At 72.6% G+C, this 15,221-nt stretch carries 13 protein-coding genes; 4 read left to right on the forward strand and 9 right to left on the reverse strand.

Annotated features, from left to right (window positions below; all coding sequences use genetic code 11):
- Nucleotides 1–71: 71 nt before the first annotated feature.
- Nucleotides 72–578, reverse strand: coding sequence for a methylated-DNA--[protein]-cysteine S-methyltransferase (locus tag ACFC09_RS16255; RefSeq protein ID WP_376528186.1), 507 nt, complete (start codon nucleotides 576–578; stop codon nucleotides 72–74).
- A gap of 207 nt (nucleotides 579–785) precedes the next feature.
- Here ACFC09_RS16255 and ACFC09_RS16260 point away from each other — a divergent pair, with 207 nt between their 5' ends.
- Together ACFC09_RS16260 and ACFC09_RS16265 are read left to right on the forward strand one after the other, a co-directional pair.
- Entirely contained in the window at nucleotides 786–1,031 is a 246-nt protein-coding gene (locus ACFC09_RS16260) for a hypothetical protein (RefSeq protein WP_376528188.1), read from the forward strand.
- Between the two features lie 4 nt (nucleotides 1,032–1,035).
- Complete coding sequence (locus ACFC09_RS16265; protein WP_376528191.1) at nucleotides 1,036–1,413, forward strand: toxin Doc; 378 nt, start codon at nucleotides 1,036–1,038, stop codon at nucleotides 1,411–1,413.
- A gap of 386 nt (nucleotides 1,414–1,799) precedes the next feature.
- Here ACFC09_RS16265 and ACFC09_RS16270 read toward each other — a convergent pair whose 3' ends face one another.
- Nucleotides 1,800–2,363 carry a hypothetical protein gene (locus ACFC09_RS16270; RefSeq protein WP_376528192.1) on the reverse strand — a complete coding sequence of 188 codons (564 nt, stop codon included), beginning with the start codon at nucleotides 2,361–2,363 and terminating at the stop codon, nucleotides 1,800–1,802.
- A 678-nt stretch (nucleotides 2,364–3,041) separates the two neighbouring features.
- On the reverse strand, nucleotides 3,042–4,550 hold the full coding sequence (locus ACFC09_RS16275) for an MFS transporter (RefSeq protein WP_376528195.1): 1,509 nt from the start codon (nucleotides 4,548–4,550) through the stop codon (nucleotides 3,042–3,044).
- A 166-nt stretch (nucleotides 4,551–4,716) separates the two neighbouring features.
- Between ACFC09_RS16275 and ACFC09_RS16280 the strand changes: the two genes are divergently transcribed.
- Both ACFC09_RS16280 and ACFC09_RS16285 read left to right on the forward strand, forming a co-directional pair.
- A complete protein-coding gene (locus ACFC09_RS16280; protein WP_376528197.1) occupies nucleotides 4,717–5,061 on the forward strand; it encodes an ArsR/SmtB family transcription factor in 345 nt (114 codons plus the stop codon).
- Nucleotides 5,062–5,066: 5 nt separating this feature from the next.
- A complete protein-coding gene (locus ACFC09_RS16285; protein WP_376528199.1) occupies nucleotides 5,067–5,594 on the forward strand; it encodes an SRPBCC family protein in 528 nt (175 codons plus the stop codon).
- A 4-nt stretch (nucleotides 5,595–5,598) separates the two neighbouring features.
- Here the strand turns inward: ACFC09_RS16285 and ACFC09_RS16290 are convergent, their stop codons facing one another.
- The 6 genes from ACFC09_RS16290 to ACFC09_RS16315 all read right to left on the reverse strand — a co-directional run bounded on the left by ACFC09_RS16290 (nucleotide 5,599) and on the right by ACFC09_RS16315 (nucleotide 15,083).
- Nucleotides 5,599–8,451 carry an NHLP bacteriocin export ABC transporter permease/ATPase subunit gene (locus tag ACFC09_RS16290; protein WP_376528201.1) on the reverse strand — a complete coding sequence of 951 codons (2,853 nt, stop codon included), beginning with the start codon at nucleotides 8,449–8,451 and terminating at the stop codon, nucleotides 5,599–5,601.
- 1 nt (nucleotide 8,452) lies between these two features.
- On the reverse strand, nucleotides 8,453–10,675 hold the full coding sequence (locus ACFC09_RS16295; protein WP_376528204.1) for an NHLP family bacteriocin export ABC transporter peptidase/permease/ATPase subunit: 2,223 nt from the start codon (nucleotides 10,673–10,675) through the stop codon (nucleotides 8,453–8,455).
- Complete coding sequence (locus ACFC09_RS16300) at nucleotides 10,672–11,478, reverse strand: HlyD family efflux transporter periplasmic adaptor subunit (RefSeq protein ID WP_376528206.1); 807 nt, start codon at nucleotides 11,476–11,478, stop codon at nucleotides 10,672–10,674. Before ACFC09_RS16300 ends, ACFC09_RS16295 begins: the two co-directional genes overlap by 4 nt.
- 105 nt (nucleotides 11,479–11,583) lie before the next feature.
- The gene (locus ACFC09_RS16305) at nucleotides 11,584–11,799 is read right to left on the reverse strand and encodes a type A2 lantipeptide (protein ID WP_376528209.1); all 216 of its coding nucleotides are present in this window, start codon (nucleotides 11,797–11,799) and stop codon (nucleotides 11,584–11,586) included.
- Nucleotides 11,800–12,409: 610 nt separating this feature from the next.
- Nucleotides 12,410–12,823: a PaaI family thioesterase gene (locus tag ACFC09_RS16310; RefSeq protein WP_376528212.1), complete on the reverse strand. Its 414-nt coding sequence runs from the start codon at nucleotides 12,821–12,823 to the stop codon at nucleotides 12,410–12,412.
- 112 nt (nucleotides 12,824–12,935) lie between these two features.
- The gene (locus ACFC09_RS16315) at nucleotides 12,936–15,083 is read right to left on the reverse strand and encodes a SpoIIE family protein phosphatase (protein ID WP_376528214.1); all 2,148 of its coding nucleotides are present in this window, start codon (nucleotides 15,081–15,083) and stop codon (nucleotides 12,936–12,938) included.
- Nucleotides 15,084–15,221: the final 138 nt, after the last annotated feature.

The raw sequence follows: 15,221 nt of genomic DNA on the forward strand, positions 1-15,221 counted from the left end.
GCGAGCGCGGACCAGTCGGTGTCGGCGGCGCGGCGCTCGGCCTGGCGTGGGCGAGGGTCATGACCGCCGCCTCAGCCCACCGGCAGCAGCTGGAGCGCGCCCTCGTGGGTGAGCAGCCGCACCTTGCGCTCCACCCCGGCCGCATATCCGCGCATCGAGCCGTCGGCGCCGACGACCCGGTGGCAGGGGCGGACGAGCAGCAGTGGGTTGGCGCCCACGGCGGCGGCGAGCGCCCGGATCTCCGCCCGGGGCACGCCCAGCCGCTCGGCCAGCGCGCCGTACGTCGTCGTGGTGCCGTACGGGATGTCGTCCAGGGCGCGCCACACCCGCTGCCGGAACTCGCTGCCGGCGGCGGACAGGGGCAGCTCGAACCGGGTGAGCCGGCCCGCGAAGTACGCGTCCAGTCGGGCGGTCGCCACGGCGAAGGCCCTCTCGTCGCGGCGCATGCCGGGGCCGATACCGGGTCCGCCGCGCCGCCCCGGCATGGACAGCGAGGTGAGCACGGTGCCGCCGGGCGACTCCTCGCCGGTCAGCAGCAGTTCGCCCAGCGGGCTGTCGTGGAGGGTGTACAGGGTCATCGTGACCGTCTCCTTCGTCTCCGGTCGTCCTGGCCCCCGTGCGTCCCGGTCCATGGGTCCGGGGGATTCCGGTGACGAGTCTGCCGCGCGGACGGGCGCGGCACCGGCGGAAGTCGGACATGGTGCTCACGCGCGGTGGGTACCGCGAGGCATGGCACTTGACCTGCTGGTATTTACCGGTAAGTACCCGAGCGGTACCGTGAGTGCATGCCAGCTCTCAATGTGGAGTTCAGCGAACGCGAGCTAGAGGATCTGCGGCAGATCGCCAAGGAACGGGGTACGTCGATGAAGGCACTCGTACGCGAGGCCGCCGCCGCCGACATCGCCCGGCACCGGGCACTGCAGGAGGGTGCCGAGGCGTTCCGGCGCTTCTTCACCGCCCACGCGGCCGAGTTCGCCGCCGCGTTCCCGGACGACGAACCCCCCGCCAAGGGCGTGGGACGGGCCGCCTGAACCGATGCCGCCCGTCATCCATATCGATGTGCCCTGGCTGCTCCAGCGACACGAGGAAGTGCTGCCGGACCAGCCCACGGTCGACGACTTCTCGGCGCTGGTCGCCGCCGTCGCCCGGCACCGGGTGGACCCGCCCCGGCTCGGCGTGGACTCCGACCCGGCCTGGCGGGCCGCCGCCCTGCTGCACACCCTCGCCCTGCTCAGGCCGCTGCCGTCGGCCAACGCCCGCTTCGCCTGCGCCGCGGCCGTGGCCTACATGTTCGCCAGCGGCGTCGGCATCGACCCGCCCTACGGCGCCCTCGTCGACCTCGCCCGCGACCTGATGTCGGGGAAGACGGACGTCTACGGCGCGGCCGACCGGCTCCGCTCCTGGCAGCTGTGAGCCCGGTGACCCGGTGACCCGGTGACCCGGTGACCCGGTGATCCGGCGCCCCGGTGACCCGGTGGGTCCGGACCGGGGACCGTCGGGCGGCGGCGGCCGGGGGAATCGGCCCCCGGCCGCCGGCCCCCCGCCCCGGGGCCGCCGACCGCGGGTGGGAGGAACGGGGTCGGCGGCCGGTTTCACGCGGGAGAGCCGCCGTCCCGCGCGGGGCCTTCGAGGAGGGCCGGATCCCAGTGGACCACCCGGCCCGGTGCGTCGGCAGCGTGCGCGCCGGACCGTTGCGTGCACACCTTTCACACGGGGTGCACGCCCGCCTGCCGCGCCGGGCGCCAAGAGCCGTTTCCCCTGGGGATTCTGACTTTCCTTCATGGCGGCCGAACTCGTGATCAGCCTTCCTCCGCCTCGTCGCCGGGCGAGTCGGCCGCCTCCGCGGTGTCGGGTCCCTGGGCCCGCACCCGCTGGACGTGTTCCAGGGACGTGCGCAGCTCGGTGAGCCAGTCGTCCGTGTGGCGCTGGACCAGGCGTACGCACCAGGCCAGGGCGTCACTGCGGCTGCGGGCCACGCCCGCGGCGATCAGGGTGTCGAGGACCTGCCGCTCCGGCTGCCGCAGCCTGGTCATCACCGGCGCCGCGACATGCGTGAACAGGGCCTGACGCGTGCCGCAGGCCACGCCCCAGGACACCTTCCGGCCGAACCGGTGCTCGGCCTCGCGGGCCACCGTCATCCGGGTCTCACGGGTGCGTTCCCGGAACTCCTGGATGCGGCCCTCGACGGCCGCCGCCCGTTCGGCCTCCGTGGTGTCGTCGGTGAGCCGGGGCTCGGGTATGCGGCCGACGACGGTGATCTCCTCGCGGTCCACGGTCACTTCGACCAGCTCGGTGAAGAGGTCCTCCGGCACCCGGCCGGTGAACCAGCCCCGCAGTTTCTCTCGTTCTTCTGTCGTAATCATGTAATGACCATTACTCCGCCGACGCACGAACACAAGGGGGCGGCGGAGAGGTCCGCCGAGAGCGGAACCGGAATGATTCAGGACTTTTGCCGAGGCACCGGAATCCGGCCAGCCGCAGGCGTGAGCCGATCAAGGGCCGCGGGGTTCCGGGGGCGAGGCGTTCAGGTTCCGTCACTTCACGCCACTGATTCCATACGTGAGGTTACTGAAACGTATGGGTCGGAGGTGAGTTTCGGCGGCGGACTCGGCAGACTCGCCCTCGCCGCCGCGCCGTCGGCCCGGTCGGGCGGCGGCACCCGACGGCCGCCGCGTCTGCCGTACCGAACCCGCGGGTGGAGAGCGCGGGCTCCGGCGCGGCGGCGGTCCCGCTCCGGGGGCGGTGGGCGGAGTGGGGCCGCCCACCGCCCCCGGGAACACGGCCGCCTGACGGCCCGACCTCCGTGAGCGGGCCCGGATTCCGGGCGCCCGCCCGCGACGTCGTGGCAGGCGACGGGACGACGAAGCGACCGGACGGCGATGCGGCCACGGCGAAGGGGCCGGACGACGAAGCGACCGGACGGCGATGCGGCCATATGACGAAGGGGGCGGACGACCAAGGGGCCGCCGTCTCCCTGTGGACGGCGGCCCCTCGGCCCGGTGGTGGCTCCGCTCAGCGGCCCCGCGGAGCCCGTACGGTCGTCACATGTGCACGACGGGCGCGGTACCGGGGACCTGCTGCGGCGCGCCGCGGCGGAAGAGGAACAGCGCGATCAGCGCACCCACCGCGAAGAGGCCGGCCGACCACCAGAAGGCGGTGGTGTAGCTCTCGATGGTCGCCTGCGCCTGGACCGCCTTGCTGGTGGCGTCCCGGCCGGCCAGGTAGTCGGTGGCGGCGCTCGCGGCGAGCGTGTTCAGCAGCGCCGTGCCGATCGAACCGCCCACCTGCTGCATGGCGTTGACCGTCGCGGAGGCCACGCCCGCGTCCTCGGCGGCGACCCCACCCGTGGCCAGCTGCATGGCGGGCGGCATGACCAGGCCGAGACCCACGCCGGTCACGATCAGCTGCGGCAGCACCGCGGTGGCGTAGTCGGAGCCGACCCCGATGCCGGTCAGCCAGGCCATGCCCACGGCGGCGACGGCGAAGCCCAGCGAGATCACGGTCTTGGGACCGATCCTCGGCAGCAGCACCGTGGTGCCGAGCTGCGCGGTCACCATCAGGGCGCCGACCATCGGCAGGAACGCCACACCGGTCTTCGTCGGGCTGAAGCCGAGGTTGAGCTGTAGGTAGTAGGTGAGGAAGAGGAACACGCCGAACATGCCCGCGCCGGTGATCAGCACCGAGATGTACGAGGCGGCCCGGCCGCGCTCCAGCAGGATGCGCAGGGGCAGCAGCGGGTGCGCGGCGCGGGTCTGCCACCAGGTGAACGCGGCCAGCAGCACCCCACCCGCGATCAGGAAGCCGAAGGTCAGCGGCGAACCCCAGTCGTGCGTCTCGGCGTTGGAGAAGCCGTAGACCATGGAGAAGAGGCCGGCGGCGACCAGGATCGTGCCCGGCACGTCCAGCTTGGAGCCCGCGCCGTCGCGGTGGTTGGTCAGCAGCACCGAGCCGCCGATGAAGGCGACCACGGCGATGGCCACGTTGACGTACAGCGTCCAGCGCCAGTCGAGCGCGTCCGTGAGGACGCCGCCGAGCAGCAGCCCCACCGCACCGCCGGCGCCGGCGATGGCGCCGTACACGCTGAACGCCCGCGCCCGCTCACGGGCGTCGGTGAACGTGGTGTTGAGCAGCGACAGCGCGGCGGGCGCGAGCAGAGCGCCGAAGGCACCCTGTAGGGCGCGGGCGATGACCAGCATGGTGAAGCCGTTCGCCGCACCGCCCAGCGCGGAGACGGCGGCGAACCCGACGATGCCGACGAGGAAGGCGGGCTTGCGGCCGAACAGGTCGGCTATGCGACCGCCGAGCAGTAGCAGCGAGGCGAACGCGAGGGCGTACGCGGTGACGATCCACTGCCGGTTGCCGTCCGAGAAACCGAGGTCCGCCTGTGCGGACGGCAGGGCGATGTTCACGATCGTGGCGTCGAGCACCACCATCAGCTGCGCGACGGCGATGATCGCGAGGATCCACCAGCGCCGCGGCGAGGGCGGCGCCGCGGGAGGTGCCTCCACGGCACCCGCGAGGGCGTCGTCGGGCAGGGTCTTCTGAGGCATGGGAGAACCGCTCCAGGGAAGTCGTTCCGGGTTTGACACAGAAGTACGAAACTGTTTCGTACGCGTCGAGGCTAGACCATCGCGAGCGAAACGGCAACGTTTCGATGTGGCGGGCAGGGCTTCGTATTCCTTGACAGTCATATAACCCTGGAGGCATATTGCTGCCATGTCCGACGCCATGCTCTGGGCGGCCCTCGCCGACCCCCATCGTCGGGCCATCGTCGCGCTCCTCCTGGAGCGCCCGCGGGCCGTCGGGGAGATCGTGGAGGCGTGCGGTCTGAGCCAGCCCAGCACCTCCAAGCACCTGAAGGTGCTCCGGGAGGCGGGGCTGGTACGGGTCCGGCAGGAGGCGCAGCGTCGCGTCTACGCCCTCGACCCGGCCCCGATGTCCGCACTCGACGCCTGGCTCGCCCCCTACCGCAAGCTGTGGAACACCAGCCTGGACGCCCTGGGGCGCCGCCTCGACGAGACGTCGGACGACCGCACGCGACCCTCCGCCCCGAAGGACTGAACACCATGCCGGCCGAACTCACCGGAACCTTTGTGACCTTGGACGACGGCCGCTCCGCCGTCCGTTTCAGCCGCACCTACGACCATCCGGTCGACCGCGTCTGGCGGTTCGTGACCGACCCCGGGGAACTCGCCCGGTGGTTCCCCTCCCGCGCCGAGATCGACCTGCGGCCGGGCGGCACGATCCGGTTCGCCGGCGACCCGAACATGCCGGAGTCGACCGGCCGGGTGCTCGCCGTCGACCCGCCCCGGCACCTGTCCTTCGACTGGGGCGGTGACGAACTCCACTTCGACCTGGAGGAGGTCGACGGCCGGCGCACCCGCTTCACCCTCACCGACGTCCTCGCCGCCGACAACACCGCCGCCCGCAACGGCGCCGGCTGGGAGGTGTGCCTCGCCGCCCTGGACGCGCTGGCCCGCGGCGGGACCTTCACCGGCTCGCACGCCGGCATGAGCGCGCCCTGGAAGGAGTTCTACGCCGGCTACCTCGCGGCCGGGGTCCCCTCCGGCGCACCCGTGCCCGGACTCGACTGACCCCTCAGGCCAGTTGCCGCCGCACCAGCTCGTGCAGCCGGCCCCCGGTGTCGGCGAGCAGTTCCGCGGGCGGGCCCTGCTGGATGATCCGGCCGTCCTCCATCACGATGATCCGGTCCGCGTCCAGCACCGTCGACAGCCGGTGGGCGATGACGATCCGCGTGGCGTTCAGCGCCCGCGTGCTCTCGATGACCGTGCGCTGGGTGTCGTTGTCCAGGGCGCTGGTCGCCTCGTCGAAGAACAGGATGCGCGGCCGCCGGATCAGCGCCTGGGCGATCATCAGGCGCTGCCGCTGCCCGCCGGAGACCGCGCCGCCGCCGGAGACGATCGTGTGCAGGCCCATCGGCATCCGCTTGATGTCCTCGGCGAGCCCCGCCAGTTCCGCCGCCGCCATCGCCTCCTCGGGCGTGTACGCCTCGGTCCCGCAGATGACGTCCAGGATCGACCCGGTGAACGGCTGGGCGTGCTGGAGCACCACCCCGCACTGGCGGCGCACGGCCGACTGGTCGAGCGCCGCCAGGTCCTGCCCGTCGTACAGCACACTGCCCGAAAGCGGCCGGTCGAATCCGATCAGCAGCCGCAGCAGGGTCGACTTGCCGCAGCCGCTGGGGCCGACGACCGCCACGAACTCACCCGGCCGCACCTCGAACGACACGTCGTCCAGGACCAGCGGTCCGTCGTCGGTGTACCGGAAGGACAGCCGACGGGCCGCCACCGCACCGGACAGCGGGCCGGGCCGGGTGCTCGCCCTGCGGACCTCCGGCACCGCCTCCAGCACCGGCCGGATCTCCTCGAACAGCGGCCAGGCGGCCACCGCCGAGACGAACGAGCCGGTCAGCTGGGTGACCGAGGTGAGCAGCATGGTCACCGAGGTGTTGAAGGTGAGGAACGCCGCCGCCGACATGCTGCCCCGGGCCGGACCCGCCAGCAGCATGAACATCAGCAGCGTGCACACCGGCAGGTACACCGAACCCAGCACCGTGGTCAGGTTCTTGATCCGGCCCACGCGCTGCTGGAGTTCACGGCTGCGCGCGAACTCGGCCGCCCACGCGGCGTAGGCGTAGTTCTCGGCCGCCGCCACCCGCAGTTTCGGCAGGCCGCGCAGCGTCTGGAACGCCTGGTTGTTCAGCTGGTTGCCGAGCACCGTCAGCCGCCGCTGCCAGCGCACCTGCCACAGCCCCAGGCCCAGGAACACGGCCGCGACGACCACGAGCATGCCGAGCGCCGCCAGCGCCATCGACGCGCTGTACCAGAACAGCAGCGCCAGGTTCATCGCGCCCACGGTCCCCGACTGGGCGACCACCGGGCCGACGCCCGCGAGTATCCGCCGCATGGCGCTGACCCCCATGGCGGCACTGGCCAGTTCGCCCGTCGAGCGCCGGGTGAAGAACCCGGTCGGCAGACGCAGCATCCGGTCCCAGACGGCCGGTTGGAGCGTCGCCTCGATACGGCCCTCCAGCCGGAGGATGGTCAGGTTCTGCAACAGCGTGAACGCGGCCGCCACCACCCCGCTGATCATGACGGCCAGACAGACCTGCACGATCAGCCCCTGCTGGGCCTTGGGCACGTACTCGCCGAGCACCCTGCCGGTGGCGATCGGCACGAGCGCGCCGATCGCGACCGTCACCAGGCCGGACAGCAGCAGCGCCAGCAGGTCGCCGCGGGTGCCGCGGGTGGTGAACCGCAGCAGTCCGAGCGGGCCGGGCATCCGGTCGGGCAGCGGGCGGTAGAACATCACCGCGCGCGGCTCGAACTCCTCGGCGTTGGCCTTCTCCACCGGGGTCTCCCGGCCGGTCGCCGGATGCACGGCCACATAGCCGCCGCGCCGCCACAGCAGCGCCACCGGCGCCCCGGACAGCGCCCGGTGCCCGACCAGCGGACCCACGTCGTCCCGCCACCAGCGGCCGGTCAGCCGCACCGCCCGGGTGCGCACCCGGGCGGCGAGCGCCACCCGCTCGACCGGGTCGAGCCGGTCGTCCCCGGTGCCGGCCCGCGGCGGCTCGGCGAGCGTGATCCCGGCGGCTCGGGCGACCAGCTTGCAGGCGGCGTAGGTGGCATCGGCGTCGGCGGCCGTGGCGGGCTTCGCCGACGCCCTGCCGATCGAGGCGAGCAGGGTGCGGTCGGCCTGGGCCCGGGCCGCCTCGCCCGCCTTGATCCCGGCGGCCGTGCGCGTCTCATGGGTGCGCTCCAGCTGTTCGATCCAGCGGTCCAACGCGGTCAGCAGCCGGAACTGCTGCTCGACCATGCCCTGCCACAGTGCCGGGTCCATCAGCAGGTCGTCCGCGGCCTCCGCGCCGTACACCGACCCGTACCGCACACTGCCCGGCGGCACCTGCATCCAGAAGACGTCGTCATCGTCCCCCGTCCCCGCAGACGCGCGCACGGGGGTACCGCCGTCCTCGGCCGCCCGCTCGGTCGCCAGCGGTGCCTGGAACAGGACGGACAGACCACGGCCGACCCCCAGGGCGAGGGCGTACTCCAGCGGGCTCGACGTCGGCGGCACGTACTGCGGGTTGCCGTACTCGTCGTAGGACCAGCTGTCGGTCTGCGGCTCCTGGTACAGCTCGCGCAGCCCGATGCGGCGCACCACGCAGTCCCGCAGCGGGCGGGCCACCAGGGTGTGCCGGGCGCCCGAAACCGGGCCGAGCAGCAACGCGCCCGCCGCCAGCCGGCCGAGGTGGTGCCAGTGGCCCTGCTGCTCGGCGTCCACCGCGAACAGGTCCAGGGCACCGCCCGCGACCAGCCACAGCGTCTGCGGGCCCGCCAGGTCGAGGCGGCCGAAGCCGCCGCAGTCGATCGGCGTGCCCAGCGCGCCGAGCGCGCCGAGGACCAGGTCGCCGCCGTGCGCGTCCGTCATCTCACCGCTCCCTGACCAGCGCGGCGTACGCTCCGCCGCGGGCCACCAGGTCGTCGTGGCGCCCGCGTTCGACGACCGTGCCGTGCTGGAGCATCACGATCTCGTCGCTGTCGCGCACGGTGCTGAGCCGGTGCGCGATCACCACGCAGGCACAGCCCCGCCGCCGCAGGTTGTCCATCACGGCCAGCTCCGTCTCCGCGTCCAGCGCGCTCGTCACCTCGTCGAGGACCAGCACGCTGGGCCGGCGCACCAGCGCCCGCGCGATCTCCAGACGTTGCCGCTGGCCGCCGGAGAAGTTGCGGCCGTCCTGCTCGACCCTGCTGTGGACGCCGCCCGGCCGGCGCGCCACCACGTCGTACAGGGCCGCGTCGCGCAGCGCCTCCACCACGGCTTCGTCCGGGACCGACGGATCCCACAGGGCGACGTTGTCGCGGACCGTGCCCTCGAAGAGGAACACGTCCTGGTCGACGAAGGAGACGGAGGCGGCGAGCGAACCGCGCGGAATGTCGTCGAGACGCTGCCCGTCGATGCGGATCACCCCCTCCCACGGGGTGTACAGACCGGCGATCAGCCGGGAGACCGTCGACTTGCCGCTGCCCGAACCGCCCACCAGGGCGACCTGCCGGCCGGGGCCGACGGCCAGGTCGAAACCGGTGAGCAGCGGCTTGTCGAGCGGGCTGTAACCGAAGGAGATGTTCTCCAGCTCCACGTGGCCGTGCAGGCGGCGGGTCGACTCGCCCGCGCCGGGACGGTCGTACACCGGGTCGGCGCGGAAGTTCTCCACGTCCTTGAGCCGGGCCACGTCCGCCGCGAAGTCCTGGATGCGGCCGGCCACCCCGTTGAGCCGGGTCAGCGGGGCGGTGAAGCGGGTCACCAGCGACTGGAAGGCGACCAGCAGACCGACCGAGATATGGCCCTCCACCGCGCGCAGGCCGCCGATCCACAGGATGAGCGCGCTGTTGAACGTGGCCAGCGTCGGCGCGACCACACCCAGCCAGGCGCTGGGCACACCGAGCCGCTGCTGCTCCTCAAGAGTGGTCGCGTGCTGCCCGGCCCACTTGCGGAAGTAGCCGTCCTCGCCGCCGGTCGCCTTCATCGTCTCGATCAACTGAAGGCCGGTGTAAGAAGTGTTGGTGAGCCGGGCGGTGTCCGCCCGCAGCTTCGCGGTACGGGTCGCGCGCAGCCGCACCACCCACCGCATCGCCACGATGTTGAGCAGCGCCACACCGACGCCGACGAACGTCAGCTGCGGGTCGTACGTGTACAGCAGTACGGCGTACAGCACGACCACGATCGCGTCCACACCCGCCGCCGCCAGGTCCCGGGCCAGCGTCTCGGCGACCTGGTCGTTGGACTGCAACCGCTGCACCAGGTCGGCCGGGCTGCGCTGGGCGAAGAACGTCACCGGCAGCCGCAGCAGATGGCGCAGGAAGCGGGCGCTGGACAGGGTCGAGGAGATGATCCGGCCGTGCAGCAGGTTGGTCTGCTGGAGCCAGGTCAGCATCAGCGTGAGCAGCACGCAGGTGCCCATCGACGCGAACAGCACGCCGAGCAGCGAGGTCTGCCCGCCGATGAGGAACATGTCGATGTACGTCCGGCTGAGCGCGGGCACCGCCGCGCCCACCGCCACCAGCAGCAGACTGGCGAGTACCGCCGCCGGCAGGGTGCCCGCGGTGCCGCGCAGCCGGGCCGGCATCGCGCCGAGGATCCCCGGCCTGCGCCCGCCCCGGGTGAAGCCGTCGCCGGGTTCCAGCACCAGGACCACCCCGGTGAAGCTGCCGTCGAACTCCTCCATGGGCACGAAGCGGCGGCCCTTGCCGGGATCGTTGATGTACACGCCGCGCCGCCCGAACCGGCGGCCCATGCCGTCGTAGACGACGTAGTGGTTGAACTCCCAGAACAGGATGGCCGGTGCCGCCACCTCGGCGAGCGCGGCCAGGTCCATCTGCATGCCCTTGGCGGTCAGCCCGAAGCCGCGGGCCGCCTTCAGCAGGTTGCTGGCGCGTGAGCCGTCGCGGGAGACCCCGCAGGCGATGCGCAGTTCCTCCAGCGGGATGTGCCGCCCGTAGTGGCCGAGCACCATGGCGAGCGCGGCGGCGCCGCACTCGACGGCCTCCATCTGTAGCACGGTCGGCGTGCGGACGGCCTTGCGCGCGGCCTTGGGGACCGGCCGCTTGGCCGGGGCGGCGCGCCGTCGGCCGCGGGTTTCCTGGGCGGTGGTCACGGCAGCAGCCAATCGACGGGACGCTGGTCGGCCAGCCGGATCGAGCCGGTGGCCAGGGTCATCGAGTCCAGGGCGTACGGCGGGCCGTCCGCCGAGGACCAGTGGTAGCCGCTCCTGGTGGCCGACGAGGTGTCCAGCCGCACGAGCACGGCCACCGGCCGCCCGTCCTTGGTGAACTGCTCGCCCAACTGGCCATCACCGAGGAACGCCGCGATCGACTGGGCGGACTGGGCGGTGCGGTCCACCGACTTCACATGGCCGCGCAGCACTCCGTACTCCTGGGTGGACACCGACGACACGGTCAGGTCGACGGGGGCGTTCGCGGGGATGGCGGTGGCGTTCTCGGCGGGCACGTACACCGTCGCGTACAGCGGGTCCGAGGCGTGTGCGATCTTCTCCACCGCGGCGACGTCGGCACCGGTCTGGATGATCTGCCCGATGGTCGCGGCGAGCGTGGTGATCCGGCCGGGGGCGACCGTGCGCACGACCGATTCGCCCTGACCGGTGCGGACCTTCAGGACGGGGGAGTCGGCGGCCAGCCGCTGGCCCTGTCGGGCGAGTACGGCGGTGACCTGGCCCGAGACCGGACTCTGCAGGATGTAACTGCCCTGCCCGTGCGTGAGGATGGCGGGCGCGCCGACCGTGGAGGCGACCGATCCGGTCACCGCCCACACGGTAGCGGCCGCTACCACGAGGACCGTGACCAGGAGCGCGAGCCAGCCCTGCGGGCGGGCGAGACGCACCGGAAGGTCCAGTTCCTCGGGTGACTGGAGCTTGGCGAGGGCCTGTTGGCGGAACTGCACGGAACTTCCCTCACCTGCGGAGAGACTCTGGCACGGCGGACACGGAACACCGCGGAGTCCCGGAGCCGCAGGACGGCTCCGGGACTCGGCGTCAATGAGCTGCGATCAGAGACCCGAGACCAGGCCGGTGACCGGCTGGGTGTTCAGGCCGGTGAGACCCTCGACGGTGCCGACGGCGGTGTTGACCACGCCGGAGACCGGGAGAACCGTGTCCGCCAGGCCGGTGGTGGTGGCGACGACGCCACCGATCAGGCCGCCGGAGACGTTGTCCAGCTCGGCGTCGGAGATCTCGGCGGTCTGGACCTGGGGGGTGGAGTTCATGATGGAACTTCCCTTCGTATGGGTATTCATAAGGGGGAGAGCGGCCCCCTCTGGGGACGGCCGCGGCCGCGGCCGCCGAGCGCCCGTCTCCGGGAGCCCCGCACGGCCTTCGCGGTGCGATGGATCAAAGCACGCGGGCTGCTCGCCCTTCCAATCAATCACCGGCTCCACCTGGGCACTTGCGTCACTCAGGGGCTCGTCCGGTGCAGGAGCGGGCACGGCTTGCCAGCGACTCCTTCACATGCCGCACGGCATCGGTGCGGCCGAACTCTTGCCCCCGTCGAGCCGAATCCGGCACTCCGCGCCAAAGGCGCGGCAGGGGGCGCACGGATGTGCAGATCCGCGGGTCCCCGTGACCCGCTTGGGCAATCGATGTGCAGATTCCCTGCATGGGGGAAGTCGCCGATCGATCGGTACGGATGGTTGCTGATCGGCGACTGAGCGTGTTGACGGCGGGATGGGGCGTGTTGATGGCGGGGTTGGGCGTGTCGGCTTCGGCGACGGATCTGTCGCGTCGAGGGCCTCGCCTGGGCACGCCGGCTTGTAACGGCTGTCGCTCCGCAACGGGTTCGTTCGCCTCAGCCCGCATCAGCGTTCGTATCGGCGCGCATCAGCCCAGCAGCGCGTACACCGTGCTCGCGCGGGCGGCGAGCGCGCCGGAGGCCGCGTCGGTCATCGTGACGTCCGCGAACGCCATCCGCCGCCCGATCTTGGTGAGCACCGCCTCCAGCAGGACGTCCGAACCCGTCACCGCCCGCTGGAAGGACGTCGACTGCTGCACCGTCGTCATCGGGACGAAGGTGCCGCGGGCCGCCGAGACGGCGATCACGGTCGCGGTGTCGGCGGCGGCCATCAGTGCCTGTCCCGACAGGCCGCCGCCCTCCCGGGACAGCCGCTTTGACCAGGGCAGGCGCAGGAGGGCACGGTCCTCGCCCAGCGCCTCGACCGACAGACCGAGTTCGAGCACCCAGGGGGCGAAGTTGGCGGAGAGGATCTTGTCGGCTTCGGCGGTGGTCATCGTCATACGGGGGATTGTTCCCGAGCGCGCCCGACGACACGCGAGGCGAGCCGATCCGCCGCGGCGCCCGGCGCGTCGGCCGACGCGGGTCGCAGCTCGGAGGTCGGAGGTCGGAGGGTCAGCCTTCGGACTGGGCCCGCAGCAGGAGCACCGCCACGTCGTCGGCCCGCTCGTGCGACGCCACGCAGTGCCGTACCACCTCGTCCGCCAGGAGCTCCAGCGGCTGATCGCCCGCCGCCGCGAGCAGCCCGCTCAGGTCGGCCAGGGCGTCCTCGATGTCGACGCCGGGCGCCTCGATCAGGCCGTCGGTGTAGAGGGCCAGCAGTGAACCACGGGTGAGACCGACTTCCGTGCGGGGATACGTCGCCGTCGCGTCGATGCCCAGCAGCGGGCCGCCGGCCAGGTCCAGGACCCGTACCCGGCCGTCCGGCCGTCTCAGCAGCGGAGGCGGATGCCCCGCCCGGGCCATCACGGCCTGTTCGCGCGCCGGGTCCAGACGCAGGTACAGACAGCTCGCGAACAGTTCCGCCCCGAGGTCGATGACCAGCCGGTTGGTGCTGCTCATGACCTCCTCCGGCGGCTGGCCCCCGGTGGTGAACGCGCGGACCCCGGTACGGATCTGCCCCATCAGCCCGGCCGCGGTCACGTTGTGCCCCTGGACGTCGCCGATCACCGCCGCCGGGAACGGCCGGGTCGGCACCAGGTCGTAGAAGTCGCCGCCGATCTCCATGCCCTGGGTGGCCGGCAGATAGCGGGCGGCCGCCTCGATGCCGGGCAGCCGGACCAGCGAGTGCGGCAGCAGCGCCGCCTGCAGTCCGTGCGCCAGCTGGTGCTTGGCGTCGTAGAGCCGGGCCCGCTCCAGGGCCTGCGCGATCAGCCCGCCCAGGCTGGTCAGGACGGCCCGCTCGCTCGCCGGGAAGACGTGCGGCTGAGCGTAGGCGAGCACACAGGTGCCCACCGGGCGCCCCGAGGCGATCAACGGAAGGAAAGCCCAGGCGGCGAAGCCGTCCGGGGTCTCGTACCGGCCCGGATACAGGTGCTCCAACTGCTGCCGGGAGTCGAAGAAGGCCGGCACGCCGGTTCTGAGGACGTGCGCTCCCGGGGTGCGTTTCATCAGCGGCGCGTCGTCGAACTGGTCGACGGCGCGCGGGTTCGGGTATCCGCGCTGCCCCAGCACGTGCAGCCGTCCGGCCTGGGAGCCGAGAATGACCACGCCCTGGCTGCCCACGGCCGGGCAGACCTCGTCCGCGACGAGCTGCACCACGTCCTGCACGCCGACCGCCTCGGTCAGCGCGCCCGAAAGGCTCAGCACCTGCGAGATGGTCACCAGCCGGGACGGCTTCTCGTCGCGCGGCGTGCGCTGCTCCATCTCCGCCACCGCACGGGCCTTGCCGATGCACACGGTCAGTCCCGTCATGCTCGGGAAGAGGCGGAAGGACAGCCAGTCGCCCGGCGGGCGCAGCGCCACGAACGAGGTGGGCTGCTGGCTGATCAGCGCGGCCCGGTAGCGGTCCTCGTAGACGGGATCGTTCAGCCAGGGCACCGAGGCCCACAGCCGGGTGCCGATCAGTTCGTCGGCGCCGGCGCCCAGCAGCCGGGCCGCCACGGCGTTGGCGAAGACCACCTGGCCGTGCAGGTCGAGGGAGACGAGCCCGTACGGCAGCCGGGCCACCATCCGGGCCGCTTCGACCGAGCCCAGCGTGCTCGCCACGTCCGGCTCCGGCACCGCCAGCAGGTCGGGCTCGTGCAGCGGGGGGCGGTTCTCCCGCGCCGCCCGCTCCAGCCGTGCCGCGAGCAGCCGGCAGGCCCGGGTCAGATGCTCCCGCTCGTGGTCGGACAGCGCCGGAGGGTGCGTCCCCGGCCAGGTCACGAACACCGCGCCGTAGGTGGCGTCGGCGGTCGCCAGCGGCAGTGCGGCCAGGGAGAAGGCATAGGGGAGGACCATCGCGATGCGCGGATAGTGGCGTGCCATGTCCTCCTCGCCGCCCACCCAGACCAGCCGGCCCTCGCGCACCGCCTCGGACACCGGGATCGGCGCGCTCAGCCCGATCCGCTCCCACGGCGCCACGAACGCCCGAGGAAGCCCGGCCATCACGGCCATCTCCAGCACCGGCTCGTCCGGAGCCATCAGATAGACCGCACCGGCGTGGGCCTGGACGTGCTCCATCATCGAGGCCAGCGACAGCGACAGCAGCGGTCTGCCGGACCACAGCTCGGTCGGCGCCGGGGCCTGCGGGGGCGCCTGCCTTTCGGACACGGCGACCACCTCCTCACGCCACGCGGCGCGCCGCGCATCCCAGGGGTCAAGGCTCCCTCGTGGCGGCGCCCGGCGCACGGCGAGAGCACCCCCCGGCACTCGCTCCCGAGCTGGTGAAGGGCGACGAGTACCCCGTCTCCCCGGGCC

The organism is Streptomyces sp. NPDC056161 (assembly GCF_042268025.1).
Classification (GTDB): domain Bacteria; phylum Actinomycetota; class Actinomycetes; order Streptomycetales; family Streptomycetaceae; genus Streptomyces.